The sequence below is a fragment of the Cycloclasticus sp. genome (assembly GCA_040743155.1).
Classification (GTDB): Bacteria; Pseudomonadota; Gammaproteobacteria; order Methylococcales; family Cycloclasticaceae; genus Cycloclasticus.
Window position 1 is genome coordinate 2,348,606 of the sequence record JBFLJU010000001.1, and the last position, 25,165, is coordinate 2,373,770.

Annotated in this window: 24 protein-coding genes; 13 read left to right on the forward strand and 11 right to left on the reverse strand. The window is 43.7% G+C overall.

Going from position 1 to position 25,165, the window contains the following annotated elements; genetic code table 11:
- Positions 1–18: 18 nt before the first annotated feature.
- Positions 19–2,448 carry an EcoAI/FtnUII family type I restriction enzme subunit R gene (hsdR, locus tag AB1Y31_11250; protein ID MEW4983754.1) on the forward strand — a complete coding sequence of 810 codons (2,430 nt, stop codon included), beginning with the start codon at positions 19–21 and terminating at the stop codon, positions 2,446–2,448.
- 431 nt (positions 2,449–2,879) lie between these two features.
- A complete protein-coding gene (locus AB1Y31_11255) occupies positions 2,880–3,245 on the forward strand; it encodes a DUF6232 family protein (GenBank protein MEW4983755.1) in 366 nt (121 codons plus the stop codon).
- 8 nt (positions 3,246–3,253) lie between these two features.
- Here AB1Y31_11255 and AB1Y31_11260 read toward each other — a convergent pair whose 3' ends face one another.
- The 6 genes from AB1Y31_11260 to AB1Y31_11285 form a co-directional block, all read right to left on the reverse strand.
- Positions 3,254–4,003, reverse strand: a complete 750-nt coding sequence (locus AB1Y31_11260) for a lysophospholipid acyltransferase family protein (GenBank protein ID MEW4983756.1) — start codon at positions 4,001–4,003, stop codon at positions 3,254–3,256.
- Positions 3,975–4,526 (reverse strand): D-glycero-beta-D-manno-heptose 1,7-bisphosphate 7-phosphatase, encoded by a 552-nt coding sequence (gene gmhB, locus AB1Y31_11265; GenBank protein MEW4983757.1) that lies wholly within the window; start codon positions 4,524–4,526, stop codon positions 3,975–3,977. Before gmhB ends, AB1Y31_11260 begins: the two co-directional genes overlap by 29 nt.
- 5 nt (positions 4,527–4,531) lie before the next feature.
- The gene (glyS, locus tag AB1Y31_11270) at positions 4,532–6,598 is read right to left on the reverse strand and encodes a glycine--tRNA ligase subunit beta (GenBank protein ID MEW4983758.1); all 2,067 of its coding nucleotides are present in this window, start codon (positions 6,596–6,598) and stop codon (positions 4,532–4,534) included.
- Positions 6,595–7,512: a glycine--tRNA ligase subunit alpha gene (gene glyQ / locus AB1Y31_11275; protein ID MEW4983759.1), complete on the reverse strand. Its 918-nt coding sequence runs from the start codon at positions 7,510–7,512 to the stop codon at positions 6,595–6,597. The genes glyS and glyQ overlap by 4 nt, the downstream gene beginning before the upstream one ends.
- Before the next feature lie 272 nt (positions 7,513–7,784).
- A complete protein-coding gene (locus tag AB1Y31_11280; protein MEW4983760.1) occupies positions 7,785–9,320 on the reverse strand; it encodes a GMC oxidoreductase in 1,536 nt (511 codons plus the stop codon).
- Between the two features lie 14 nt (positions 9,321–9,334).
- Positions 9,335–9,736 (reverse strand): DUF6632 domain-containing protein, encoded by a 402-nt coding sequence (locus tag AB1Y31_11285; GenBank protein ID MEW4983761.1) that lies wholly within the window; start codon positions 9,734–9,736, stop codon positions 9,335–9,337.
- A 217-nt stretch (positions 9,737–9,953) separates the two neighbouring features.
- On the opposite strand from AB1Y31_11285, the gene AB1Y31_11290 reads away from it, so the two are divergent.
- The 7 genes from AB1Y31_11290 (at position 9,954) to ntrC (ending at position 17,237) form a co-directional block, all read left to right on the forward strand.
- Entirely contained in the window at positions 9,954–10,997 is a 1,044-nt protein-coding gene (locus tag AB1Y31_11290; protein ID MEW4983762.1) for a tRNA (5-methylaminomethyl-2-thiouridylate)-methyltransferase, read from the forward strand.
- Positions 10,994–11,218: a sulfurtransferase TusA family protein gene (locus tag AB1Y31_11295; GenBank protein MEW4983763.1), complete on the forward strand. Its 225-nt coding sequence runs from the start codon at positions 10,994–10,996 to the stop codon at positions 11,216–11,218. The genes AB1Y31_11290 and AB1Y31_11295 overlap by 4 nt, the downstream gene beginning before the upstream one ends.
- Before the next feature lie 9 nt (positions 11,219–11,227).
- Positions 11,228–12,364: a cation diffusion facilitator family transporter gene (locus AB1Y31_11300; GenBank protein ID MEW4983764.1), complete on the forward strand. Its 1,137-nt coding sequence runs from the start codon at positions 11,228–11,230 to the stop codon at positions 12,362–12,364.
- Between the two features lie 172 nt (positions 12,365–12,536).
- Positions 12,537–13,946: a glutamate--ammonia ligase gene (gene glnA / locus AB1Y31_11305; GenBank protein ID MEW4983765.1), complete on the forward strand. Its 1,410-nt coding sequence runs from the start codon at positions 12,537–12,539 to the stop codon at positions 13,944–13,946.
- A gap of 105 nt (positions 13,947–14,051) precedes the next feature.
- Positions 14,052–14,552, forward strand: a complete 501-nt coding sequence (locus AB1Y31_11310) for a DUF4124 domain-containing protein (GenBank protein ID MEW4983766.1) — start codon at positions 14,052–14,054, stop codon at positions 14,550–14,552.
- Between the two features lie 149 nt (positions 14,553–14,701).
- On the forward strand, positions 14,702–15,748 hold the full coding sequence (glnL, locus tag AB1Y31_11315) for a nitrogen regulation protein NR(II) (GenBank protein ID MEW4983767.1): 1,047 nt from the start codon (positions 14,702–14,704) through the stop codon (positions 15,746–15,748).
- Between the two features lie 79 nt (positions 15,749–15,827).
- Positions 15,828–17,237 (forward strand): nitrogen regulation protein NR(I), encoded by a 1,410-nt coding sequence (gene ntrC / locus AB1Y31_11320; GenBank protein MEW4983768.1) that lies wholly within the window; start codon positions 15,828–15,830, stop codon positions 17,235–17,237.
- A 10-nt stretch (positions 17,238–17,247) separates the two neighbouring features.
- Here the strand turns inward: ntrC and AB1Y31_11325 are convergent, their stop codons facing one another.
- Positions 17,248–18,177 (reverse strand): dihydroorotate dehydrogenase, encoded by a 930-nt coding sequence (locus AB1Y31_11325; GenBank protein MEW4983769.1) that lies wholly within the window; start codon positions 18,175–18,177, stop codon positions 17,248–17,250.
- 62 nt (positions 18,178–18,239) lie between these two features.
- Between AB1Y31_11325 and trmL the strand changes: the two genes are divergently transcribed.
- Positions 18,240–18,698 carry a tRNA (uridine(34)/cytosine(34)/5-carboxymethylaminomethyluridine(34)-2'-O)-methyltransferase TrmL gene (trmL, locus tag AB1Y31_11330; protein ID MEW4983770.1) on the forward strand — a complete coding sequence of 153 codons (459 nt, stop codon included), beginning with the start codon at positions 18,240–18,242 and terminating at the stop codon, positions 18,696–18,698.
- Positions 18,699–18,707: 9 nt separating this feature from the next.
- On the opposite strand, the gene AB1Y31_11335 is transcribed toward trmL, so the two are convergent.
- From AB1Y31_11335 to AB1Y31_11350, 4 genes are read right to left on the reverse strand one after another with little or no spacing between them, the layout of a single operon-like run.
- Positions 18,708–19,718: an NAD(P)H-dependent glycerol-3-phosphate dehydrogenase gene (locus AB1Y31_11335; GenBank protein MEW4983771.1), complete on the reverse strand. Its 1,011-nt coding sequence runs from the start codon at positions 19,716–19,718 to the stop codon at positions 18,708–18,710.
- Between the two features lie 11 nt (positions 19,719–19,729).
- On the reverse strand, positions 19,730–20,191 hold the full coding sequence (gene secB / locus AB1Y31_11340; GenBank protein ID MEW4983772.1) for a protein-export chaperone SecB: 462 nt from the start codon (positions 20,189–20,191) through the stop codon (positions 19,730–19,732).
- 22 nt (positions 20,192–20,213) lie between these two features.
- Complete coding sequence (locus AB1Y31_11345; protein ID MEW4983773.1) at positions 20,214–20,639, reverse strand: rhodanese-like domain-containing protein; 426 nt, start codon at positions 20,637–20,639, stop codon at positions 20,214–20,216.
- Between the two features lie 30 nt (positions 20,640–20,669).
- Positions 20,670–20,978, reverse strand: coding sequence for a metalloregulator ArsR/SmtB family transcription factor (locus AB1Y31_11350; protein ID MEW4983774.1), 309 nt, complete (start codon positions 20,976–20,978; stop codon positions 20,670–20,672).
- Between the two features lie 142 nt (positions 20,979–21,120).
- On the opposite strand from AB1Y31_11350, the gene gpmI reads away from it, so the two are divergent.
- Genes gpmI through AB1Y31_11365 form a run of 3 tightly spaced genes read left to right on the forward strand, consistent with a single transcriptional unit; the run spans position 21,121 to position 25,151 of the window.
- Positions 21,121–22,638: a 2,3-bisphosphoglycerate-independent phosphoglycerate mutase gene (gene gpmI, locus AB1Y31_11355; protein MEW4983775.1), complete on the forward strand. Its 1,518-nt coding sequence runs from the start codon at positions 21,121–21,123 to the stop codon at positions 22,636–22,638.
- Between the two features lie 56 nt (positions 22,639–22,694).
- Positions 22,695–23,828 carry a peptidoglycan DD-metalloendopeptidase family protein gene (locus tag AB1Y31_11360; GenBank protein ID MEW4983776.1) on the forward strand — a complete coding sequence of 378 codons (1,134 nt, stop codon included), beginning with the start codon at positions 22,695–22,697 and terminating at the stop codon, positions 23,826–23,828.
- A 24-nt stretch (positions 23,829–23,852) separates the two neighbouring features.
- On the forward strand, positions 23,853–25,151 hold the full coding sequence (locus tag AB1Y31_11365; GenBank protein ID MEW4983777.1) for a S41 family peptidase: 1,299 nt from the start codon (positions 23,853–23,855) through the stop codon (positions 25,149–25,151).
- The last annotated feature ends 14 nt before the right edge of the window (positions 25,152–25,165 follow it).

Consider the following 25,165-nt stretch of genomic DNA (forward strand, 5'->3'; position numbering starts at 1 on the left):
ATCAACAAAGGTAAACGGATGAACCTAGATTTAAATGAAGCTGAAACACGTGCCGAACTGATTGACCCAGCGCTGGCTTCTGCCGGTTGGGGTGTGCTTGATAATAGCCGTATCCGGCGAGAAGAAGTAATTGCACCGGGGCTGCTTATTGGTGCCGGTAAACGCAGTAAAGCCGATATTGCCGATTATGTATTGGTGTATAAAGGGCAAAAGCTGGCGGTTATTGAAGCCAAACGAATGAGCCTTGCCGATACTGAAGGGCTTGCTCAAGCCAAACGATACGCCACAAGGTTACAAGCTCGCTATGCGTATTCAACCAATGGTAGAAAAATTTACAGGGTTGATATGCAAACAGGTGTTGAAGGCTATGTGGATAACTACTCAACACCAGATGAGCTTTGGGCCGAAACGTATGTTGAAAAAGAGGCATCAACCCAACACTGGCGCGATAACTTTTCGGCGGTACCGTTTGAAGATAAGGGCGGAAGTTGGGAAGCGCGTTATTACCAACATAATGCGATTAACCAAACCTTAGAAGCGATAGCGGCAGGGCAAGAACGAATTCTTTTAACGCTGGCCACCGGCACGGGTAAAACCTTTGTTGCGTTTCAATTAGCGTGGAAGTTGTTCCATAGCCGTTGGAATCTTAAAGCGTGGCAGGGCGATGCTGAGGCAACGCGTAGGCCTAGAGTGCTGTTTTTGGCTGATCGTAATATTTTGGCCGATCAAGCTTATAACTCTTTTTCCGCCTTTCCTGAAGATGCCTTGGTGAGAATAGATCCTAAGACTATCCGTAAGAAGGGGATGGTGCCGAAGAACGGAAATATCTTCTTCACCATCTTTCAGACCTTTATGTCGGGTACCGATGCAAACGGTCAAGCGGCTCCCAATTTTGGTGATTACCCCGCTGACTTTTTTGATTTTATTATCATTGATGAGTGCCATAGAGGCGGTGCGAATGATGAGGGTAATTGGCGCGGAATTCTTGAATACTTTTCGCCTGCTGTTCAATTAGGCCTTACCGCTACGCCTAAGCGTAAGGGTAATGTGGATACGTATGCTTATTTTGGTGAGCCTGTTTATGTGTATTCTCTGAAAGAGGGTATTAATGATGGCTTCCTCACGCCTTTTAAGGTTCAGCAAATTGCCACGACCTTGGATGATTATGTTTATACCGCCGATGATGCGGTGCTTGAAGGTGAGGTAGAGGCGGGCAAACGTTATACCGAATCTGACTTTAATAACGTTATTGAGATTAAAGAACGCGAAGCTTATCGGGTGAAGTTATTCATGGAAAAGGTTGATCAAAACCAGAAAGCGATTGTTTTCTGTGCGACCCAAGATCATGCCTTAGCGGTAAGGGATTTGATTAATCAGTATAAGACCCATACCGACCCTAATTATTGTGTGCGAGTAACTGCCAATGATGGGGCAGAAGGGGAGCGCTGGTTAAGAGTTTTTCAAGATAATGAGAAGACGATTCCGACCATACTCACCACCTCACAAAAATTATCCACCGGTGTGGATGCACGTAATGTGAGAAACATTATCTTGATGCGGCCTGTTAATTCAATGATTGAGTTTAAGCAGATTGTCGGTAGGGGAACGCGCCTGTTTGACGGCAAAGATTACTTCACCCTGTATGATTTTGTTAAAGCCTATGAGCACTTTAGCGACCCTGAGTGGGATGGTGATCCACTAGAGCCTGCAATATGTGAACAATGCGGTGATAACCCTTGTAGTTGTTCAATAGTGTTGCCAGAAGCTTGTGCTGTTTGTGGTTCGATTCCATGTGAATGCTCTTCCGTTACTGAGCCTTGTTCTGAGTGCGGTGAAAAACCATGTGTTTGCGAAAAGAAAAGTAAGCTGGTTATTAAGCTGGCAGATGGCAAGGAACGGACAATTCAAAGCATGACGGCGACTTCTTTTTGGAGTGCCGATGGTACGCCCATTTCTTCTGCGCAGTTTATTGAACGCTTATATGGTGAACTCCCTGACTTGTTTAAGAATGAAGATGAGTTAAGGGCAATATGGAGCAAGCCTGACACGCGTAAGAAGCTGTTAGATGGGCTTGAGGAAAAGGGTTACGGCATAGAGCAATTGCGCGAGTTAAGCCGAGTGATAGAAGCGGAGAAAAGTGACCTGTACGATGTGCTGGCTTACGTGTCTTTTGCGGTGCCTGCGGTGACGCGTGCGGAACGGGTGAGTCATCATAAGGCTAAAATTTATAGTCATTACTCTGATCAGCAGCAAGAATTTCTATCTTTTGTGTTGGAGCATTATGTGACGCAAGGAGTCGGCGAGCTAGATAAAGATAAACTGCCTAATTTGTTAGAACTAAAGTACCACTCCATAAGGGATGCGATGTCGGAACTTGGGGGTGTGCCTGAAATAAGTCGGGTATTTATTGGGTTTCAAAAACACCTCTATGCTGAATTGGGTCAGTGAAATATAACGGCTTAACCTAACGATTAATTCCGGCGTTTAAACAATTGGGGATGCAAAATTTCAACGATGTTTACCGTATTGGGGTATTAAAAAACCAATAAATGGATTTTAGCTAAGAAGAGAGCTTTATTATTTATAGGAAAATAATATGTCTGTTTGTATAGGCGAGTTAAACGATTCAAGTACCAATCAGCAATGTTTTCAAATGACGTTAAATAAACTAACGGCTTAGAAATATTAAGAAACGCCTGTATAGTAATTTCCGTGGTTATTTGATAATGAACCCGAAGTTATACGTCATTCGCTATTAGAATTAGTTGTCCTTAATCGGGGTGGCAGAGATTAGTTTTTTTATTAAACGTTAATAAAAAAGTTAGATACCTCAACCGATGGGAAACTAAATAAATTAAGAATTAAGACAAGGTGCTGATGTGGAAAACAACCAAATATTAAAAGAAGAAAATATTTTCCTGACAGAAGATGAAATTATTGTTGGCAAAAATAAAATATCGTTGGCTGATATCGAGTCTATTTATATAGGGGAGCAAAACCCAGCAAAGGATCGAGCGTATGCTTATGTAGCGATAGGTATCGTATTGATAATTTTTACAACACGGTGGTTTATGGCTGGCGGTGTTTTAGCAATATTAGCGGGAATAGTTACTTTTTTTGATTCTAGAAGAAAGTATACGATTCTTTTAAAAAATAAAGAAAAGGAAACACCGGTTGCGGTTAGTCACGATTTGAGGCGAATTAAGCAAATTGAAACGATATTGAAGGAAAAAATAGGCTTCTGAAAGCTCGCCTACGAAGTTTTATTGGATATCTCGTCCATCTGGCCTTCAATCCATTTTTCAGCCTTCTGGTTAAGCTCTCTGGCCGAAATAGATTTGCTGTCGATCATTTCACCTATTCTTACCTGTATGGTGCCTGGGTATTTAATGAAGGCTTTCCGCCTCCAAAATTCGCCAGCATTGTGGGCAACGGGAATAACAGGGTAACCCGACTTTTCAGCCAGTAGCGCACCACCAACCATATACTTGCCTTTTTCACCGGGAGCGATACGCGTACCTTCAGGAAAAATAACAACCCAGCGACCCGACTGCAAACGCTGTGTTCCTTGTTTAATGATTTGTCTGAACGATTTGCTCTTTTTAGAGCGGTCTATGGCAATCGGTTGAATAAGTGCAAGCGCCCAACCAAATAAGGGAATCCACAATAATTCACGTTTTAGCACCCAGCACTGTTCCGGAAACATGACCTGTAAGGCAAAGGTTTCCCACGCGGATTGGTGCTTACAAAAAATAATGCCATTACCTTTAATGTTTTCAGCACCGGAAACTTCGAAGTCTAAATTACAAATGACTTTGAGGGCTTTAATAACAAGCTTTGCCCACGCGCTGGCAATGGCGTAGCGGGTGCGATAAGAAAAGGGGAAGGATAACAGAACGAGCGGTGCAAAAATAAACAGCGTGATAACCTGAAACCCAAAAAACAACACGGATCGAATGCCGAGAAGAAACATATTATGCGAGGATGGCTTGGGTTGCGTCATAGAGGTTCTCATATATGGGGTAAGGCAGTGACGGGTTGTCTTGCTGCGTTTTTTTTCCTTTGCCGGTTAAAACGAGTATCGCGCTTGAGCCGACTTTATCTGCGGCTTGCAGGTCTCGCAAACTGTCACCAACGACAATCGCGTGAGTTAAGTTAATGCTGTGTTTATGGGCAAGGGATTCGAGCAAACCGGCTTTCGGTTTACGACAGTCGCACTCATCTTCAGGAGCGTGTGGGCAAAATGCGATGTCGGTAATAATGCCACCGGCTTCATTAATTAAGCCGCGCATTTTTTCATGCATGGCATTGAGCGTAGCAAGGCTGAAATAGCCGCGGCCAATGCCGGATTGGTTAGTAGCAACAAAAACGCGGTGACCGGCCTTGTGCAACTGAGCGATGGCTTGAATACTGCTGTCTATCGGTAGCCATTCGTCAGCACTTTTTACATAGGCGTCGCTATCAAGATTAATAACACCGTCGCGATCTAAAATAATATCTACAGTTTGAGTTTTATTTAAGCCCATTTGTTCTATATCATTGAAATATCAGCAATTTTTATGAAATTAGCATGAATATTAGCGAGTAGTGCTAAACGGGTATTTTTAACTTTCTCATCATCAGCCATGATGAAAACATGTTCAAAAAAGTCGTCAATCGGCTGTTTAAGAGTCGATAGCGCCTTTAGTGCATCAATGTAGTTGTTCTGCTCAATAAGCGGGTTAATTTGCAGTTCAGTTTTTTGTAGTTCTTTATGTAGATGAATTTCTTGGCTATCAGATAAAATCGCTTCGTTGAAGTGTTCAGCAACATTATTAGGCGCTTTCTTTAATAGGTTTTGAATACGCTTATTGGCTTCGCCTAGGCTTGCCGCTTCATCAAGTAGGGCAAATTCTTTAACCGCTTGAAGGCGGTTCATAAAATCTACCGGCTCGGTACAGTTCACCGAGGTTACCGCTGCAAACTGCTCGGGGCTGAACCCTTGGCTCAAGCAATAGCCTTTTAGGCGATCAAGCATAAAACCAATAACTTGCTTTGTGGTGCTATCTTCGTCGAAATCATGGTTAAAGTGTTGGCATGATAGCGAAACGAGTGATTTTAGGTCTAATTTAATATTGTGTTCAATCAATATTCTTAAAACACCCAACGAAGCGCGACGTAGCGCAAAAGGATCTTTGTCGCCGGTTGGCAGTAGTCCAATACTAAAAATACCCACCACTGTATCGAGCTTATCCGAAAGCGCTAAAATTTGCCCCGTTTGTGTGCTGGGCAATGTACCACCGGATTGTTTTGGTAGATATTGTTCTTGTATGGCAGTGGCGACTTCTTCCGGTTCAGCATTTTCAGTGGCATAGTAACGGCCAATAACGCCCTGTAAACTGGCGAATTCGCCGACCATATCGGTCACTAAATCAGTTTTACTGAGGAGTGCCGCACGTGAAGCATAATCAAGATTATGGCCAAGCTGTTTCGCCAGTTCGCTTGATAGCTTTTCAATACGACGGGTTTTATCGCCAACGGAGCCGAGTTTATGTTGAAAAACGACATTGTCTAGAGAGGCAATACGATCAGCCAAGCTGGTTTTTAAATCTTGTTGCCAGAAAAACTCTGCATCGGACAAACGCGGGCTAATGACGCGTTCATTACCATGGCTTACAGAGGCAGGGTTGGTACTTTGGATGTTACTGATGGTGATGAAAAAAGGCAGTAACGCGCCAGCACTATCAAGCACAGGGAAGTACTTCTGATTAATTTGCATGGTGGTAATGAGCACTTCTTTTGGTAAAGCTAGAAAGTGTTCATCAAATCGACCGGTAACGGCGACTGGAAATTCTACCAAGGCGCTAATTTCATCCAATAAGCTAGGTTCGATATGCGCATTACCGTTAACCGCTTCAGCGGCTTGAATGGCTTGTTTTTCAATAGCGGCCTTGCGCTCTTCAAAATCAGCAATAACCATGGCTTTACTCAGTTGCTCACTGTAATCGCTTGGTTTATCAATAGAGATGCCAGCCGGTGCATGAAAGCGGTGGCCAAAGGTAGTATTAGACGCGGTAATACCATAGAACTGGCTGTTGATTACATCGTTGCCAAATAATAGAACAACCCAATGGACGGGGCGCACAAAGGCTTCGTTAGAACTGCCCCAACGCATACGTTTTGCAATGGGTAAGCGGTTGAGTGACTTTTCGATAATGCCGGGAATAAGTGCTTCAGCGGCTTGGCCTTTTTCAAGTTTTTTGTACGATAGCCATTCGCCTTTATCGGTTTTTAACGTGCCTAAGTCGCTAAACTCAGCGCCGCAACCACGGGCAAAGCCTAAAGCGGCTTTACTGGGGTTGCCTTCTTTATCGTAGGCGGCTGCAACAGCGGGGCCGCGTTTTTCAACGGTCTCATCTGCTTGAGCGGTTTCAACGCCTTCAATCCACACGGCTAAGCGACGCGGGCTGGCAAAACTATGGGTCTTTCCGTAGCTTAAATTAGCGTCATCTAGGCCTGCACAAATACCGTTTAACAGGTGGTCGCGTAGCGTTTTTAGCGTGGTGGGTGGTAACTCTTCACAGCCCAGTTCAAATAATAAGTCTTTACTGGCCATCATGCTGATTCCTCCGTTTTTAACATTGGGAATCCAAGTGCTTCACGTGAAGCAAGGTAGGTTTCAGCGACCATTTTAGATAAGGAACGCACGCGAAGAATAAAGCGCTGTCTTTCGGTAACGGATATGGCGTGGCGCGCATCCAATAAATTAAAGGTATGCGAGGCTTTTAAAACGTGTTCATACGCGGGTAAAGCTAAGCCTTTTTCAATCAATAAGTTGCAAGCGGTTTCGCATTCGTCAAACTGTTTAAACATCGCGTCTGTGTTGGCGTGGTCAAAATTATAAGCGGACTGTTCCACTTCGTTTTGATGAAAAACATCACCGTAACTAACCGGGCCATTTTTAGTGTTTGCCCAAACCAAATCGTAAACACTTTCTACGCCTTGAATATACATGGCAATTCGTTCTAGGCCGTAGGTGATTTCACCGCTTACTGGGCGGCAATCTAAACCGCCAACTTGTTGGAAGTAAGTAAATTGCGTGACTTCCATGCCGTTTAGCCAAACTTCCCAGCCAAGCCCCCAAGCGCCAAGCGTTGGTGACTCCCAGTTATCTTCAACAAAACGGATATCGTGTTCCAGCATATCTAGCCCTAAATGGCTTAACGAGCCGAGATACAAGTCTTGAATATCGGTTGGTGACGGTTTAATAAGCACTTGAAACTGATAGTAATGTTGCAAGCGGTTAGGGTTTTCACCAAATCGACCGTCGGTTGGGCGACGCGAAGGTTGCACATAAGCGGTTGCCCAAGGCTCTGGGCCAATCGCACGCAAAAAAGTAGCGGGGTGAAATGTTCCTGCACCGACTTCAAGATCGAGAGGTTGAAGAATAACGCAGCCCTGGTCAGCCCAATATTCTTGCAATGCAAGGATAAGGCCTTGGAATGTTTGGAGGTCTTGTTTGGATTTTGACACGCTGAAATTGACAGTAATTTAAATAAACGAGAAGTATATCTAATAAGCCCGCATATATCATTAAAACGCTGGTAATGGGTCGTCATTAACCTCCCCCAAAGCTTTGTGTAAGCATGGGGGGGAGGTGTTTGAGTTGCTATGCCAATTATATCCTTAGCAAAAAAAGGAAGAGTTACTGGCTGACTTAGTAAGATACAGCTTGTCGTCTAAGTGTGGAATTTATCCACATCAATAATCTAGTTTTTTCAGTAAATTAAAGACTGTGAAATACCTTAAGTTTTTTCCTTCTGAAGTTTAACAATGAGCTGCTCAGCAACGTGGTTTGCCCAGGCAGCGATAGTCATCGCTGGAGGCGCTGCTACTGGCTTTGGTAGCGCTGCAGCATCAGCTACATAAAGACCTGGGTGGTCAAAAACCTCTCCCTTGTCATCGATAACACCCGTGTTGACATCGCGCCCAATACAAGCGCCGCCCAATGGGTGGACAGTAGTCGGTCGTTTAAAGGATAAAATACGCTTGTCTGTACTTTTAGCAATACGATCCATTTGATCGCGGATCTGACGAAAAATAGAGCTATTGTCAGGGTTATAATCAACGTTCAATTTGCCGTTTTTAAGGCTAACCGTACCATCCATCGCATCTTCACCCATGCCTGCAACCATAGTTCCTTGTCGCATTTTATTGGCAAGCCAGCTAGGTAAGCGAAGCTTATTTGGACTAGGCATTGGCGTTTCAACAATGGTTGGTTGGGTGGCTCCATTCTCCTCATCCCAATTTTTCAAACGCACATAACCATTAACTGGCAGACTTTGGGTCATGTCTTGACCCTTGTTTTGCAAATTCCAATACGCAAAGAGGTCACCATTACTGCCAAAGCTTTTACCTAACTGAGGCATACCGCCGAGACCTTTTTCGCCCTCGCGACTTTGTAGTAGAAGATGGAGCGTATTGAGAGTACCCGCTGCAAAAATAACATGATCTGCAAAATGATCTTCAAACTCACCAGTGTGGTGGTTTTCCACCTTCACACAGTAGCGGGGTTTACCTAGTTCGCTTGTTTTTCTGATAGCCAAAACTTCCTGAAGGTCACAGATTTCTAAGCCATGTTTTATCGCTTGGTATAAATACGCCACATCTAGTGATGTTTTACCGCCTTTAGGTGAACCAAGAAAACCACCCTCGTTAGGAGCAATTTCACAACGCCGAACGCCATCTTCAGTGGTGACCTCTTGAGGATTTCCTGCCTCTTTTGGAAATAAAAACCCCATCTGCAAGTTACCTACTTCGTCATCACTTTGAATTGAATCAGAGTCAGAAAATCGCTTACGAATCGACAACGGGATATGCTCATCACCTGGCACGCTAGAGCCCATACGGCCGAAGACAGAATCGTAATGCCCTGCCATCTGCTCTTCACTCAGGCCACTGGTGATGTCATCCCAATAATTCGATTTGGCTGGCAGCATATTTAAACCACCATAAGCGTGACTACCACCCCCCACATTGGAAGAGCAAACGATGTTTAAACCTTTGCCAATATGGGCTTCATAAAAACCATTTATGTTAAGCGTAAGGCGGCCGCCTGGTAATTTATTGTTACGTAATGTGCGAACTACTTTCGTCCAAAAATTTAGCCCTTCGCTAGGAAACGGGACTCGGTTAGGAATACCTTGGGAAGCATTAGGCAGGCTGTCGCGCCAAGGCCCCCGTTCTAATATCTTAACTTTAAATCCGGCTTCGGCAATATTCGAAGCAGAAACAGCGCCACCAAAACCACTGCCGATAACAATCACGTCTTGTGTATTCATAAAAAATCTCCTTGTTAAGCAGCCGCACGTGCAAGACGACGCGGGTGGTAAATGTAAAAACCTATCGCCATTGCGTACATAAAGGGTATGTCACCCCACATGTGCGCCATTTCACCTTCCAGTACTAGGGCGTAATAAGCCATCACGGTACCATGCAAAATACTTGAGATGATGGTGAAATCAATAAGGATTGCATTACGCAGCGGGTCTTTAGCGGCAATAAAAAAGCAAATACCTAAAGCATAATATATCGACACAATCATATGCTCATCGGCCATGTTGACCGCCGGATTTGACCAGCGAAACATACTGGGTAACAACTCCACAAGAATTGGTAATGCGAGGAATGATATACCCAAAACCACTAGTGCAATTGACAGGTGGCGCATAGCTGGGATATTGCTTTTATAAAGCATCGTTTTCTCCTTTAGTTTTTAAGTAAATTGTATTGTAGTTGTGCAACTGAATTAGCTGAGAACTCAAACGCAACACTATTGATGTATTTCCAAGTAATAAGTTCAACTTCATGTGTAACGGTTAAGTTTTTTATAAAGAGGCTCACTTGTTAGTGGCTCCAACATAGCAAGCTACCATCCGGTATAATGCGTGCAATTAACTTATTGATTGAGAGCTATGTCAAAACAACGTAAGGCGGTCGCACTTATTTCAGGCGGCCTAGATTCATTATTAGCGGCAAAAGTAATGCTTGAGCAAGGCGTTCATGTGGAAGGTATTAACTTTTACACTGGGTTTTGTGTGGAAGGGCACACCCATGCGATTCGTAAAAAAGACAAGGCGAAGCCGAAACGCAATAACGCACTTTGGAGTGCGGAAACGCTGGGCATAAAACTGCACATCATTGATATTATTGAAGAATATAAAGATGTGTTGATCAACCCAAAACACGGTTATGGGGCAAACATGAACCCATGCTTGGACTGTAAAGTGTTTATGGTGGGTAAAGCCAAAGAGTGGGCAGACGAGAATGGTTTTGATTTTATTATTACCGGTGAGGTCATCGGCCAGCGCCCTATGTCGCAACGTAAAGAAACGATGCCGATTATTTCGGAAGAATCTGGTGCAGAAGATCGTTTATTGAGGCCGTTATGCGCACAAAATTTACCAGAAACATTACCCGAACGTGAAGGTTGGGTTAATCGTGATGAATTGTATGACTTCAGTGGCCGTACACGTAAACCACAAATGGCCTTGGCTGAAAAATTTGGTTTTGATGATTACGCGCAACCAGCCGGTGGCTGTTGCTTCTTAACGGATAAGGCCTATTCGGTGAAGTTGACGGATTTATGGGCGTCACGCGGTAAACGCGACTATGAAATAGACGACATTATGTTGTTAAAAGTAGGCCGTCATTTTCGCCCTAAACCAAACTTTAAAATAATAGTGGCGCGCGAAGAAGGTGAGAACAACTTTTTACAAGGCTATAAAAAACAGTTTATTACGCTAAGAACAATGAGTCATAAAGGGCCATTAACATTACTGGATGGCACGGCGAGTGATGAAGATTTGGTGCTTGCAGCGAAAATTGTTGCACGTTTCAGTCAAGGGCGTGATGCGGATACGGTTGATGTGGAAGTGGCTGAGAAAAATGGTGTGGCTAAAAACATCGCGGTAAAACCTTTTGCGGCGGATGAAATTCAAGAGGCTTGGCGGGTATGATTGAGTTAGATGCGCGTCGATTGATGTGTCCTATGCCAGTTATTAAAACGCAAAATATCATTAAAACGTTGTCAACTGGTGATAACGTGCGGGTAACGTGTACCGATCCGGGCGTTATGCAGGATATTCCAGCTTGGTGCAGAATTAATGGACATACTGTGTTAAAAACTGAGGAAATTGACCACGAATATATCCTTACTATCGAAGTTGGAAAGGATTAATACAACGCTATGTCGCAAACCATAACGGAAACACAGGCTAAAAAGAAAATCACTGTTATTGGCAGTGTGGTTAACTTAGTGCTGTCTATTTTGAAAATAGGCTTTGGTTGGTTGGGTCAGTCGCACGCGTTAATTGCCGATGGCTTTCACTCATTATCTGATTTATTAACTGATGCCTTGGTGTATTACGCCGCCCATCATGCAAACGAAGCAGCAGATGAGGAGCACCCGTATGGGCATGCGCGCTTTGAAACATTAGCAACCGTCATCTTGGGTTCGATACTCATAGCGGTGGCTGGTGCAATTGTTTGGGATGCAATATCGCGATTTTTTAATGACCAGAGCCTGTCGTATGGTTGGTTGATTATAGGCATTGCAACACTGTCAGTGCTTTCTAAAGAAGTGATGTTTCATTTAACGATGAGGACAGCAAAAGAAACTAAGTCGGCTTTATTAAAGGCAAATGCTTGGCACCATAGAAGTGATGCGATTTCATCATTGGTGGTGTTGATCGGGGTTGGCCTTGAGATGGCAGGTTTCCAGTATTTTGATTCCATCGCGGCGCTTGTTGTGGGTCTAATGGTGGTAAAAATTGGTGTTGACCTGGTGCTTAGTGCGAGTAAAGAACTGGTTGATACCGCCTTAGATGCTCGCATTGTAGAGCAGATCAAACAGCTTATCTTGAATGTACATGGAGTAAGGCAGCTGCATTTTTTGCGCACCCGAAAAATGGGAGAAACGGCTCTGGTTGATGTGCACATTCTTGTTGATCCAAAAATCAGTGTATCAGAGGGTCACTTAGTCAGTGAAACGGTACGACTGTCATTGATGAGCGGAGTGGAAAACATTGGTGAGGTGATGGTGCATATTGACCCAGAAGACGACGAAATGTATTCACCAAGCGCGGCACTGCCGTTGAGAGATAGTCTGTTGACGCAATTTGATGAAGCGTGGGATGGGCTCATTGAAAAAGACAGCGTGCGTAATATTAATCTCCACTACCTCGGTGGCAAAGTGGAGGTCGAAATAAGGCTGCCTTTTGAGATAGTTGAAAACATAAAACAAGCGGAAGAAGTGTCGGAAAGGTTTAAAAATAGAACGCTAACAGTGCCGAAAGTTGTGGATGTAAAGGTGTTGTTTTTATAATTTGACCAATATTGGTGCGCTTATGACCTCGCGTCGCACCAATGTTGATGCGCTTTGAAGGAGCTTGAGCGAAATATCCGTAGAAAACAAGGGGTTATATTTTGGCACAATATGTGCAAAAATTGTCAGGCTAACGTATTTGAATTAATAACATTAAATTTTAGGAGTAATCATGTCAGCACAAGACGTATTAGATCTAATCAAAGAAAAAGAAGTCACTTTTGTTGATTTTCGTTTCGTTGATACCATTGGTAAAGAACAACATGTAACGGTTCCATCACACACGATAGATGCCGGCGTATTTGAAGATGGCAAAATGTTTGATGGTTCATCCATCGCAGGTTGGAAAGGTATTAACGAGTCTGACATGATTTTGATGCCAGACCCTTCAACAGCTGTATTAGACCCATTTTTTGACGATGTAACACTAATCATTCGCTGTGACGTTGTAGAGCCTACTGATATGTCAGGCTACGAAAGAGATCCTCGCTCGATTGCTAAAAGAGCAGAAGAATACCTTCAATCAACAGGCATTGGTGATACGGCTTATTTTGGCCCAGAAAATGAATTCTTCGTATTCGACGATATTCGCTGGGGTACTGATATGTCAGGGTCTTTCTACAAGATTGACTCAGAAGAAGCGGGTTGGAACTCAGAAAAATCATATGAAAGTGGTAATATGGGTCACCGTCCTGGCGTAAAAGGCGGTTATTTCCCAGTGCCTCCAGTTGATTCTCTTCATGATATGCGTGCAGCAATGTGCCTAACGCTTGAAGAAATGGGTCAAGAAACTGAAGTACATCACCATGAAGTTGCAACAGCTGGTCAATGTGAAATTGGTACTGTGTTCAACACACTCGTGAAAAAAGCGGATGAAGTATTAGAGCTTAAATATGTTGTACAAAACGTAGCACACGCATACGGTAAAACAGCAACCTTTATGCCTAAACCAATCGTTGGTGATAACGGTAATGGTATGCACGTTCACCAATCTATCTTTAAAGATGGCAAAGCTTTATTTGCTGGTGATTTATACGGTGGTCTATCTGAAACAGCGTTGCATTACATTGGCGGTATCGTTAAGCATGCTAAAGCAATCAACGCATTTGCAAACGCATCAACAAATAGCTACAAGCGTTTAGTACCTGGTTTTGAAGCACCTGTTATGTTGGCTTACTCTGCACGTAACCGTTCAGCATCTATCCGTATTCCTTTTGTTGCTAACCCTAAAGGACGCCGTATTGAAGTACGTTTTGGTGACTCAACAGCTAACCCATACCTTTGCTTTGCAGCGATGTTAATGGCTGGCCTTGACGGTATCAAAAACAAAATTGATCCAGGCGCAGCGATGGACAAAGATCTTTATGACCTACCAGCTGAAGAAGAAGCAAAAATTCCTCAAGTAGCAAAATCATTTGATGAAGCGCTTGATGCATTGAATGAAGATCGTGCGTTCTTAACAGAAGGCGGCGTATTTACAGATGACATGATTGATGCTTATATCGACCTTAAAATGGAAGAAGTGACTCGTTTACGTATGAGCACTCACCCTGTCGAGCTTGATATGTACTACAGCTTGTAAGAAGCATTAAAGTTGTGAAAAACCCCGCAATTGCGGGGTTTTTTTTGCACAAAAATTAAGATTTATGGTCTTATGTTCAGTAGGACTAGTTGAAAGGGAGCGCAGATGAAGCTGAATATTTTATTAATAGGGTTGTTTGCGGTAGGTTTTGTGCAAGCAGATGTTTATAAATACATCAATAAGCAAGGTAAAACAGCGTACTCTGATAGGCCTGTAGCAGGTGCGGAGAAAGTGATCGTGCCGCCGGTTATGACTTATGAAGCGCCAGTTATTACAGTTGCTCCAACCAAGATCATAGAACAAAATAAAAGTCCTTTTGAGCAGCATATCCCGTATCAATTTTTAGAAATAACAGCGCCGAGAGCAGAAGGAACTGTAAGGAGTAATGAAGGGATTTTGAATGTTTCCTATGAACTACAACCGGCTTTACAAAAAGGAGACAGTGTTAATCTTTTACTTGATGGAATTAAGCGGCAAGGCCTTAATGTTCGGGGGGTAGAAAAGGGGGCGCATGTTGTTTCGGTAGAGGTGATGAATGAAAATGGAGACATACAAATTCGCAGTCCGGACGTAACTTTTTATCTACAACGCAGTTCAAGGCTATAAGTTTTGGCGTAAATAAATAGACATGCACTATTGTGGTGCGTATAGTTGGTGGTGACAGCCAGTACATGGCTTACTTTGTTTGAAGGTTGGCCTTATCTGGCTTGGCGTAGTAATTGCTTCTTAATCTCGAAATGAAAAAACAAACCTATATGCCTAATTCTGTGATGGAACAGCTCTCCATTGGCATTGTTGTGTTTAACGAAAAGAATGTGTTGATCTATATTAATAACGCAGCAGAAGAATTGTTAGACATCAGTGAACGGAAAGCTACCGGGATTAGAGCGGAAAGGTTGTTTAGATCGGCTGGTTTTAATATAGATAAAGCACTAAAACGTTGTCGGCAACTAGGCTCCAAGATAACGGAACATTTAGTGTCGATCGGTGGGCCGATTGGAATCAAAAGGAACATCAGTTTATCGGTGACGCCAATATCAACAGGCAGTGAGAACAGCGAAGGTATTCTGGTTGAGATGGTTGATTTTAATCACTATCTGCAAATAGATAACGATGAAAAGCTGTTATCACAAAATGAATTAGCAACTGATATGTTGCGTGGTCTTGCACATGAAATAAAAAACCCCTTAGGTGGTATCAGGGGAGCGGCTCAGCTATTGTCAAAAGAACTGAACGGACAATTCAAAGATTACATTCATGTCATTATCGAAGAGGCGGACCGGTTAAGGACATTAGTTGACAGAATGCTCGGTTCATCAGAATTGCCGAATCACGAAGATATTAATATTCATGTGATTATGGAACGCGTTCGTCAATTAGTGGGGGCGGAGGTCAGCGAAAAAATTGTAATACAGACAGACTACGACCCCAGCATACCTGAGATAAAGGCGGACAGGGATCAGCTGATTCAGGCTTTATTAAACGTGGTTATAAATGCCACACAAGCCGTTCATAGTGGTGGAACGATCATTCTTAAAACTCGGATACAACGTAATTTCGCCATTGGCGAAGAAATATACAAGCTAGCAGTAAAAATTGATGTTATTGACAATGGGCCCGGTATAGCAAAGGACATGCAAACAAAGATTTTCTACCCAATGGTGACGGGCAGAATAGACGGCACGGGCTTAGGTTTATCGATTGCTCAAACAAATGTCCAGCGCCATAACGGCATTATTGAGGTGGCAAGTGAACCGGGGATGACGGTATTTTCAACAATACTACCGTTAGAAAAAAAGTAAGAAAAATGGAGCAATATTCACAATGGATGGTCAAACGAAGAGAAATACGCAGTTGGCAGAGAAATGGAACATATTAAGTATGGGTGAAAAGGTAAAAGTGTGGGTTGTCGATGATGACAGTTCAATAAGGTGGGTGTTGGAAACGGCACTTAAAAGAGAAGGTCATCATGTGACAAGTTTTGATAATGCGGAAGGCATTATGAACCTCATGCATAAAGAAATGCCCGACGTGCTTCTAACCGATATCCGTATGCCGGGTAAGAGTGGAATAGAGTTATTAGCGGATATACAAGATCAGTTCCCAAGCTTGCCCGTTATTGTTATGACGGCTCACTCAGATATGGATAGCGCTGTTTCTGCTTATGATGGAGGGGCTTTTGAATATTTACCTAAACCATTTGACGTTGATGAGATGGTTAATCAGGTAGAGCGTGCGTATGAGCATAACAAGAAGAAAGCCAGTGCTGAAAATGCTCGCGCTCAAGAAGAGGCAAGTGAGTCAGGAATTATTGGTAGTGCTCCTGCAATGCAGACAGTGTTTCGTGCGATCGGCCGTTTATCGCGATCAAATATAACCGTTATGGTGAATGGTGAGTCGGGCACGGGAAAAGAGTTGGTTGCCAAAGCTCTGCATCAACATAGTCTTAGAAAGGAACAGCCATTTATAGCCTTAAATATGGCGGCTATCCCCAAAGACTTATTAGAGTCGGAGTTATTTGGGCATGAAAAAGGCGCTTTCACGGGAGCAACGAGTCGCCGTAAAGGACGCTTTGAGCAAGCGGATGGTGGAACCTTGTTTTTGGATGAAATTGGCGATATGCCTGCGGAAATGCAGACGCGTTTATTGCGCGTGCTTTCAGACGGTGAGTTCTTTTCAGTGGGTGGGCATCAGCCGATAAAGGTTGATGTTCGAATCATTGCGGCGACACATCAAGGCCTAGAAAAACTAGTTGAAGAAAAGCTTTTCAGGGAAGACTTGTTTCATCGTTTAAACGTTGTACGGATAAAAATTCCGCCGATTAGAGAACGACGCGAAGATATTCCATTGTTGCTGAAGCATTTTTTAGCAAAAGCAGCGAAGGAGTTGGGCGATGATATCAAGGTATTAGATGAAGAGGCTATGCGCTATCTGTCGGATCTTCCTTGGTCTGGGAATGTCAGGCAAATTGAGAATACCTGTCATTTATTAACGGCGATGTGCCCAAGCAATACAATCCAGTTAGAGGATTTACCGGAAGAGCTTAAAGACGCTAAAACAGCGCAGGCAGCCACGGTTGATGGTGATTGGTTGGAGGCTGCAAAAGTGGATATTAGTAAACGCTTATCAGCAGGGGAACCGGATATTGCGAAAAGAGTCGTCGCATCGGTAGAAAAGGTGCTGATTATGCAGGCATTAGAGGTGACAAATGGCCGCCGTCAAGAAGCAGCCAAGCTTCTCGGGCTGGGGCGTAATACCTTAACGCGGAAAATTAAAGACTTTAGCGCCTAGTCGGCGTTCTTTAATAGTCGAGGCTACCAACTAACTCAGACAGGTGTTTGAGTTGATGTTTGTCTAGGTAGTCCGCTATGCCGCTATTAATTTTTTTACTTAATAGCGGGTCATAGAACAAGCCTGTACCCAGCCCGATAGCACTAGCACCCGCAATGATAAACTCAAGCGCATCGTTAACGGTGGTGATGCCGCCTTGCCCGATAATAGGAATACTGTGTTCTTTACAGACCTGATAAACCTGATGGACCTTTAACAAGGCAATGGGCTTGATGGCAGGACCTGACAGACCGCCTTGAATGTTACCAATGATCGGCGTTCTAGTTTTAGTGTCAATCGCCATACCCATGAGGGTATTAATAACGGAAAAGGCATCGCTACCCGCTTCGATACAGCGTTTCGCATTATCAGCAATATTGGTTTGATTAGGCGAAAGCTTGGTAATAATGGGTTTTTTTGTCACAGAGCGGCAGGCCTCAACGACGCGGGCCGACATCTCCGGGTCGTTGCCAAATGTTACACCACCTTCTTTTACGTTTGGACAAGAAATGTTTATTTCGATTGCATCAACGGGGGACTGATCAAATATGCGAGTCACCGCTGTATATTCCTCTATTGTGGAACCTGATACATTGGCGATGAAACGAGTTTCATTAAAATCTAGCGCGGGTAAAATAGTGTTGACCACCTTGTCAGCACCAGGGTTTTGTAAGCCTATGGCGTTTAGCATGCCGGAAGGCGTTTCATAAACACGGTGAGTGGGGTTACCCGGACGGGCGTCCAATGTCGTGCCTTTTAGGCACACAGCACCGACATCTTGATGAGAAAAACCCTCAACTCGGGTATATTCTTGGCCAAATCCTACGCAACCAGACAGTAAGACGACGGGTGTTTGGAAATGCATTCCACAGAAAGAAGAAGCTAATTTAGGATGCAGCATTTGATTAATGATAATGAGATAATGCTCGGAATTATACCAGTTAAGCGAGAGTCGAGATCACCATGATACATGTTGTTTTATTTGAGCCAGAAATCCCCCCTAATACGGGTAATGTCATGCGTCTTTGTGCGAATACGGGCGTTCGATTGAATTTAATTCACCCGCTTGGGTTTGAGATCAATGATAAACAGCTGAGGCGAGCTGGGATGGATTATCGTGATCTGGCTGATGTTAAAGAGTATCAGAGTTTTGATGAGTTTTTAGCGAGTGAAAAGCCAAATAAGGTATTTGCCTTTTCTCGGTTTGCCAAAAATAACTATGCACAAGTGAGCTATAAGGCCGGTGATGCGCTTGTTTTTGGGCCGGAAACGCGGGGCTTGCCAAAAACTTTGCTGGAGTCGCTGCCAGAAGAGCAACGGATATTAATTCCTATGAAGGAAGGCAATAGAAGCCTTAATCTGTCAAATTCTGTTGCTGTTGCTGTGTATGAGGCTTGGCGTCAACAGGACTTTGAGTGGTAGTAGCGGCTTTTAACTTAAATGAGGCGTAGCCAACTGGGCTCTACTGAGTAGGTATTTAACGGCAACATCGGGCGCGAGGCCTTCATATAAAATACGATAAGTTTGAATGCAAATAGGCATATCAAGAGACCATTTTTTACAAATAGTATGCACTTCACGTGCGGCGTGAATACCCTCTACTTCCTGCCCAATGGCCTGCCTGGCCTGATCAATCGTTTTGCCTTGGCCAAGTTGTAAACCGAGACGCCGGTTACGTGATTTATCATCGGTGCAGGTTAAAACGAGATCGCCGACACCGGCTAAGCCAAGAAAAGAACTTTCTGAACACTGGTAGATATTTCCAAGCTGTACCATCTCATTCAGACCGAGTGTAATGAGGGCTGCACGAGCATTCGCGCCATAACCTAAGCCGTCAGAAATTCCTGCGGCAATGGCCAATACATTTTTCATAGAGCCGCCAATTTCGGCGCTGGCAATATTGTCACTTGGGAAGGCGAGAAAATTTGATGTTCTTAACGTGTTTGCAACCTGTGTCGCAACACTGATGTCAGGCGAGGCAACAACGACGGCTGTCGGTAAGTTGTCGGCTACTTCAAGCGCAAAACTGGGCCCAGATATTAAAGCGATGTTGGTGTTTTTGCCTAAGGTATCCAAAACAACTTCATGGGCAAGTAACCCCGTATTGGTCTCAAACCCTTTGGTGATCCAAGTGACGATGACGTTTTGTTGAAGGTGTGGTTGACACTTCAGTAAGGTGTCTCTAAAAGCATGGCTTGGTACAGCGAGCATTATAAATTTATGCTCGGCAACGGTTTGTTCTAAGTTATCTGAAACCGTCAGGGTTTCAGGAAAATCGGTACCGGGAAGAAACTGTACATTGCTGTTGTCTAAGCGAAGTTGCTTGATATGGACAGGCTCATGTCCCCACAGGGTTACGTGGTGGCCTGAACGCGCCATCATGATGGCCATTGCTGTACCCCATGAGCCAGCGCCTAGAACTGCAATTTTCTCAGGGGTCATTGCGTGGTTACTTAGTTTGCTTTAGATGTATCACGCTGTTGACTGTGCTGAGCGTATAAGGCGTCGAAGTTAACAGGGTTCAGCAACATGGGAGGGAAACCACCTTTTGTGATAATTTCGGAGACGACTTCACGTAAATAGGGAAATAACACGCTGGGGCAAAAGCTTCCTAGCAGCGGGCCCATTTCGGAATCAGGGAAACCTTTAACGCCGAATATACCAACTTGAGTCGCCTCAACTAGGTAGGCTACTTTGTCATTGTTCTTTACCGTCACGGTCACCGTAATAGATACTTCAAATAAATCTTGAGGCGCCTTTTTAGCATTACTGTTTAAATTGATGTCAACAGCGGGCTCCCATTTCTCAGTAAAGATAATGGGGGTGTTGGGGGATTCAAAAGACAGGTCTTTTACAAATAGTTTTTGAATTGCAAATTGCTTTTCAGGTGTTGACGTTGGTTCAGTAGAGGCCATATGTTTTTAAGGTATGTGAGTTTTATTTTTTAACAAGCGGCATATTGGAATCTTCCCAAGACTGAATGCCGCCACTTAAGGCGTAAAGTTTATCAAAGCCTTGTTTGCTTAAAATCTTACAGGCCTCATCAGAGCGCGTGCCGGTTTTGCAATAAAAGAGAAGGGGTCTTCCTTCGTACTTATTTAACTTGTCAGCGCTATCTTTTATTTCTGGAAAGGGAATTAATATAGCGTCCGATATATGACCAGCTTTAAATTCAGCTTTGTTACGTGTATCAATGATAACTGCATCTTCACGATTAATCAGGCTGATTGCTTCGGGTGGGGAGATCAGTTTAAATTTACGTGTCACGTCGCTAAAAACGGTTTGTAACAGCAAGACAATAACCAGTAGCAGGCCGACAAAAAGGAGGCTGTGATTGCTTACAAATTCGAAATAAATATCCATCTAGAGGGGGAACCTTATTGAGTCATCAAGTTAACAGTAAATGTTTTTTAGTAATTGCACCAAGTCTATAGCAGCTTTTTCAGACACGCTGTATAACACTTGAGTTGCATTTTTTCGATACTGTAAAACCCCATTGTTACGCATAATAGCAAGGTGTTGAGAGACATTACTTTGAGTAGACCCAACACTGTCGATCAATTGTTGAACGGTCTTTTCTTCAAGCCCCAATTGGCAGATTATTTTTAATCGAATAGGGTGAGAAAGGACTTTTAGAAGCTCGGCGGCTTTACTAATTTCATCATCATTATTGATGAGTGTGTTAATGGCTTGGTCGCTCATAGTGTTGTGTCTTTACGTTATAGTTTTAAGCATTTAAAAGGCATATATTGTAAAATGAATCTAATATATTCGATCATTATAACAAGCAAATCGTGGAGAAAACATTTTGAAGCAACATTTAGTAAAACGCCCCATTGTTTTAATGATTTTGGATGGGTTTGGTTACTCCAACTCAGAAGATTTTAATGCGATTAATATGGCAAACACACCAACTTGGGACAAGTTATGGGCGAGCAAACCTAAAGCATTGCTAGATTGCTCTGGTTCTGCGGTGGGTTTACCGGATAGGCAGATGGGTAACTCCGAAGTGGGTCATTTACACTTGGGTGCAGGCCGCTTATTAGCGCAAACGTTTACCCAATTAAATAATGAAGTTCAATCCGGTGAGTTTAAAAAGAATAACGCCCTTTGTGATGCCATTTCAGGCGTGGTGCAACAAGAAAAGGCCTTACACGTGATCGGTTTATTGTCGCCAGGCGGGGTGCATAGCCACGAGGATCATATCCAAGCGATGTTGGAGATGGCGGCAGAGCAAGGTGTTAAGAAATTGTATTTACATGCCATTTTAGACGGGCGCGATACGCCACCTCGAAGTGCACAAGCGTCTTTAGAAAAGATGGACGCGTTATTTGAGCGGCTGGGTGTGGGTAAAACAGCATCATTGGTTGGTCGTTTTTACGCAATGGACAGAGATAATCGTTGGGATCGTGTGCAACCAGCTTACGATTTGTTAACACAGGGTGGTTCAGGCTTTGTTGCTAAGAGCGCGGTTAGTGGCTTGTTATCTTCTTATCAACGCGAGGAATACGATGAATTTGTGTTGCCAACCCGCGTTCAGGCTGACGGCGAAGAGGCGGTGACAATATGCGATGGCGACAGCGTCGTGTTTATGAATTTCAGATCAGACAGGACACGAGAGTTGACGCGGGCATTTACCGAGCAAGGTTTTGATGAGTTTACGCGTGAGGTTGTGCCGAATGTGCAGCAATTTGTTTGTTTAACGCAATACCATGAGGGTTTTGGTCTGCCAGTGGCCTACCCGCCGACATTGGTTGAAAATGGTTTTGGCGAGATTTTGGCAAAAAAAGGTTTAAAGCAACTGCGAATAGCGGAAACAGAAAAGTATGCTCACGTCACATTCTTTTTTAATGGTGGCGTTGATGAGCCCAATGAGGGCGAAGACAGGGTTTTGATTCCTTCGCCGAATGTTAAGACATACGATTTGCAGCCCGAAATGAGTGCGCCAGAATTGACCGATAAATTGATTGAAGCAATTAACTCAGAGAAATATGACGCGATTATTACCAATTATGCAAATTGTGACATGGTCGGTCATACCGGCAATTTTGATGCAGCAGTTAAGGCAGTGGAAACCATTGATATCTGCATAGCGCGATTGCTTGAAGCACTTGAAAAAGTGGGTGGTGAGGTTTTTATTACCGCCGATCATGGTAACGCGGAGCAGATGACAGACCCTAAAACGGGGCAAACGCATACCGCTCACACGACAAACCCGGTGCCTTTTGTTTATGTTGGTCGTTCTGCAACGCTTGACAGTACTGGGGATTTAGCGGATGTAGCACCAACTTTGTTAGCAGCAATGGGCGTTAGCCCATCAGATGAAATGAGTGGTCACAGCCTGCTGCATTTAGACGAATAACAGACCTTACCTTGTACCTAACAGTGTTGAACAGGCGGCTTATTTGCAGCATTTTAATGCTGCTTTTGTTGCTATGTTCAACACCTTTAGTGGCCTCAGCAGAGAGCGAAAAAAAGCAACAGTTAGCTTTATTGCGCGCGCGCGTACAGTCAGTTGAAAAAAGTATCGCGTCAACTCAGCAATCTAAAACAAAAGAAGAACAAGCGCTTAAGCAACTCGACAAGAAGTTGAGTGAGTCATCAAAAAAACTTCGATTTTTAAAAGCTAAGTTGGTTAACGCGAATAAAAAAATAAAGGAATTACAGGCAGAACAAGGGGCGTTAAAACAGGGTATAAAAGAGCAAAAATCATTATTAGCTGAACAGTTAAAGTCAGCCTATTTAATGGGTAAGCAGCAGCGAGTAAAGATGTTGCTAAACCAACAGCAACCAGATCGAATGAGTCGGGTTATGCAGTATTATGATTATTTTAATCAAGCCAGAATGGATAACGTAAAGGTGCTTGAAACAGATATTCAGCAGCTGCTGAGTGTTGAAGAGCAGCTGATGAGTAAAAGGCGAGAGTTCGCATCATTTGTTGCTGCGAAAAAGGCCGAGAATAAAACGCTAGTGGTTGCAAAAAAACAGCGTAAATCAATCTTGGCACAGCTAAGTAAAAAAATTAAATCGTCGGCTGAAGAGCTGGCAGAGTTAAAAGAGAACGAAAAGCGCTTAACCAAGCTATTGGCCAGTATTCGTCAAGCCATTATTGATATCCCCGTCTTAGCACAAAAAAACAAACCCTTTAAAAGTTTGAAAGGCAAACTTTCATGGCCGATAAAAGGGCACTTGCGTAAGCGTTTTGGTAGTGCAAGAAAATCCGGCCGTTACGATGGCGTAGTAATAAATGCAAGCGAAGGGACAGGTATCAGGTCTATTTCACATGGTAGAGTGGTGTATGCTGACTGGTTGCGTGGTTACGGTTTATTAATCATTGTCGATCATGGCTCAAATTATATGAGCTTATATGCCTTCAATGAAGGCCTTTATAAAGAGGTGGGTGACTGGGTGGAGACGGGTGAGACCATAGCGGCGGTTGGTGTGAGTGGCGGCCAACAAAAAGCCGGTCTATACTTCAGCATTAGAAAAAATGGAAAACCAGTGAATCCTATTCACTGGTGTCGAGCGGTTAAAAAAGGCCGCGTCGGATAAATATAGTGAGTTAATGGAGTTGATATGAGTTTTTTACGTAAAACGTTGCCGGTGTTGTTAGCTGGTGCGGCACTGGGTGTTATGTTGAGTGTTGGCGGCACGGTGCTGGCTGAAAAAGATCGGCTACGGAGTTCTTTGCCGCTCGAAGACTTAAGGGCGTTTTCAGAGGTGTTTGGGCAAATTAAAGCGTCTTACGTTGAAGAAGTCAGCGATCATGATTTATTGGAAAGTGCCATTAAAGGCATGTTATCGGGTTTAGACCCGCATTCAACCTACCTAGATAAAAAAGCGTTTAAGGACTTGCGTGAAGGAACACGTGGGGAGTTTGGTGGCCTAGGTATCGAGGTCGGCATGGAGGATGGTTTTGTTAAGGTGATTACTCCTATCGATGACACACCGGCGTTTAAAGCAGGTGTTGAAGCGGGTGATTTGATTATCCGACTAGATGAAAAGCCGGTTAAAGGAATGACGTTATCCGACGCTGTAAAAATCATGCGCGGTAAACCGGGCACCGATATTTTATTAATGATCATAAGAGAAGGTGAACCAAAGCCGCTAAATATCACCATTACACGGGCGGTTATAAAGGTCGTCAGCGTGAAGAATCGCATGTTAGAACCAGGCTATGGTTATGTCAGAATCGCAAGCTTTCAGACGCGGACGGGTGCGAACTTGAACGAAGCGATTTCTAAGCTGAAAAAAGAAAGTGAAAACAGTGAACTTAAAGGTTTGGTGTTGGATTTGCGTAATAATCCTGGAGGTCTGTTAAATGCCGCCGTTTCGGTGAGTGATTCGTTCTTAGACAGCGGCCTCATTGTTTATACAGAGGGCCGAATTGAACATTCCAAAATGAGTTTCAAAGCGGGGCCAGACGATATCTTAAAAGGTGCGCCTATTGTTGTGTTGATTAACGGTGGCTCTGCATCGGCATCTGAGATTGTCGCTGGTGCGTTGCAAGACCATAGGCGCGCGGTGATTATGGGGCAACAAAGCTTTGGCAAAGGCTCGGTACAAACCATTCTTGAAAATAATAAGGGTGGTGCAATTAAGTTGACTACGGCGCGTTATTTCACGCCATCAGGTCGCTCAATTCAAGCGGAAGGCATCACCCCCGACGTGACCTTGTCTAAAGTAAAACTAGAGCAGCTGGATGACGAATTTGCTTCTATCAAAGAAAAAGATTTGACCAAACACTTGGCTAATCCAGACGGTGAAGCCGATAATAATGAGCAAGTAGGTAAGAAAGAAAAAGCCTTGAGCAGTGATTACCCATTGAATGAGGCGTTAAATCTTCTGAAAGGGATTAATATCCTGAGAAGGTAGTTCAAGCTAGACGG

Bases quoted from the DNA above. Each gene is read 5' to 3' on its own strand.
- hsdR (MEW4983754.1), top strand. From the start codon at position 19: ATGAACCTAGATTTAAATGAAGCTGAAACACGTGCCGAACTGATTGAC.
- AB1Y31_11260 (MEW4983756.1), bottom strand. From the start codon at position 4,003: ATGACGCAACCCAAGCCATCCTCGCATAATATGTTTCTTCTCGGCATT.
- gmhB (MEW4983757.1), bottom strand. From the start codon at position 4,526: ATGGGCTTAAATAAAACTCAAACTGTAGATATTATTTTAGATCGCGAC.
- glyS (MEW4983758.1), bottom strand. From the start codon at position 6,598: ATGATGGCCAGTAAAGACTTATTATTTGAACTGGGCTGTGAAGAGTTA.
- AB1Y31_11280 (MEW4983760.1), bottom strand. From the start codon at position 9,320: ATGAATACACAAGACGTGATTGTTATCGGCAGTGGTTTTGGTGGCGCT.
- AB1Y31_11285 (MEW4983761.1), bottom strand. From the start codon at position 9,736: ATGCTTTATAAAAGCAATATCCCAGCTATGCGCCACCTGTCAATTGCA.
- AB1Y31_11290 (MEW4983762.1), top strand. From the start codon at position 9,954: ATGTCAAAACAACGTAAGGCGGTCGCACTTATTTCAGGCGGCCTAGAT.
- AB1Y31_11295 (MEW4983763.1), top strand. From the start codon at position 10,994: ATGATTGAGTTAGATGCGCGTCGATTGATGTGTCCTATGCCAGTTATT.
- AB1Y31_11300 (MEW4983764.1), top strand. From the start codon at position 11,228: ATGTCGCAAACCATAACGGAAACACAGGCTAAAAAGAAAATCACTGTT.
- glnA (MEW4983765.1), top strand. From the start codon at position 12,537: ATGTCAGCACAAGACGTATTAGATCTAATCAAAGAAAAAGAAGTCACT.
- AB1Y31_11310 (MEW4983766.1), top strand. From the start codon at position 14,052: ATGAAGCTGAATATTTTATTAATAGGGTTGTTTGCGGTAGGTTTTGTG.
- glnL (MEW4983767.1), top strand. From the start codon at position 14,702: ATGCCTAATTCTGTGATGGAACAGCTCTCCATTGGCATTGTTGTGTTT.
- ntrC (MEW4983768.1), top strand. From the start codon at position 15,828: ATGGGTGAAAAGGTAAAAGTGTGGGTTGTCGATGATGACAGTTCAATA.
- AB1Y31_11325 (MEW4983769.1), bottom strand. From the start codon at position 18,177: ATGCTGCATCCTAAATTAGCTTCTTCTTTCTGTGGAATGCATTTCCAA.
- trmL (MEW4983770.1), top strand. From the start codon at position 18,240: ATGATACATGTTGTTTTATTTGAGCCAGAAATCCCCCCTAATACGGGT.
- AB1Y31_11335 (MEW4983771.1), bottom strand. From the start codon at position 19,718: ATGACCCCTGAGAAAATTGCAGTTCTAGGCGCTGGCTCATGGGGTACA.
- secB (MEW4983772.1), bottom strand. From the start codon at position 20,191: ATGGCCTCTACTGAACCAACGTCAACACCTGAAAAGCAATTTGCAATT.
- AB1Y31_11345 (MEW4983773.1), bottom strand. From the start codon at position 20,639: ATGGATATTTATTTCGAATTTGTAAGCAATCACAGCCTCCTTTTTGTC.
- AB1Y31_11350 (MEW4983774.1), bottom strand. From the start codon at position 20,978: ATGAGCGACCAAGCCATTAACACACTCATCAATAATGATGATGAAATT.
- gpmI (MEW4983775.1), top strand. From the start codon at position 21,121: ATGATTTTGGATGGGTTTGGTTACTCCAACTCAGAAGATTTTAATGCG.
- AB1Y31_11360 (MEW4983776.1), top strand. From the start codon at position 22,695: ATGCTGCTTTTGTTGCTATGTTCAACACCTTTAGTGGCCTCAGCAGAG.
- AB1Y31_11365 (MEW4983777.1), top strand. From the start codon at position 23,853: ATGAGTTTTTTACGTAAAACGTTGCCGGTGTTGTTAGCTGGTGCGGCA.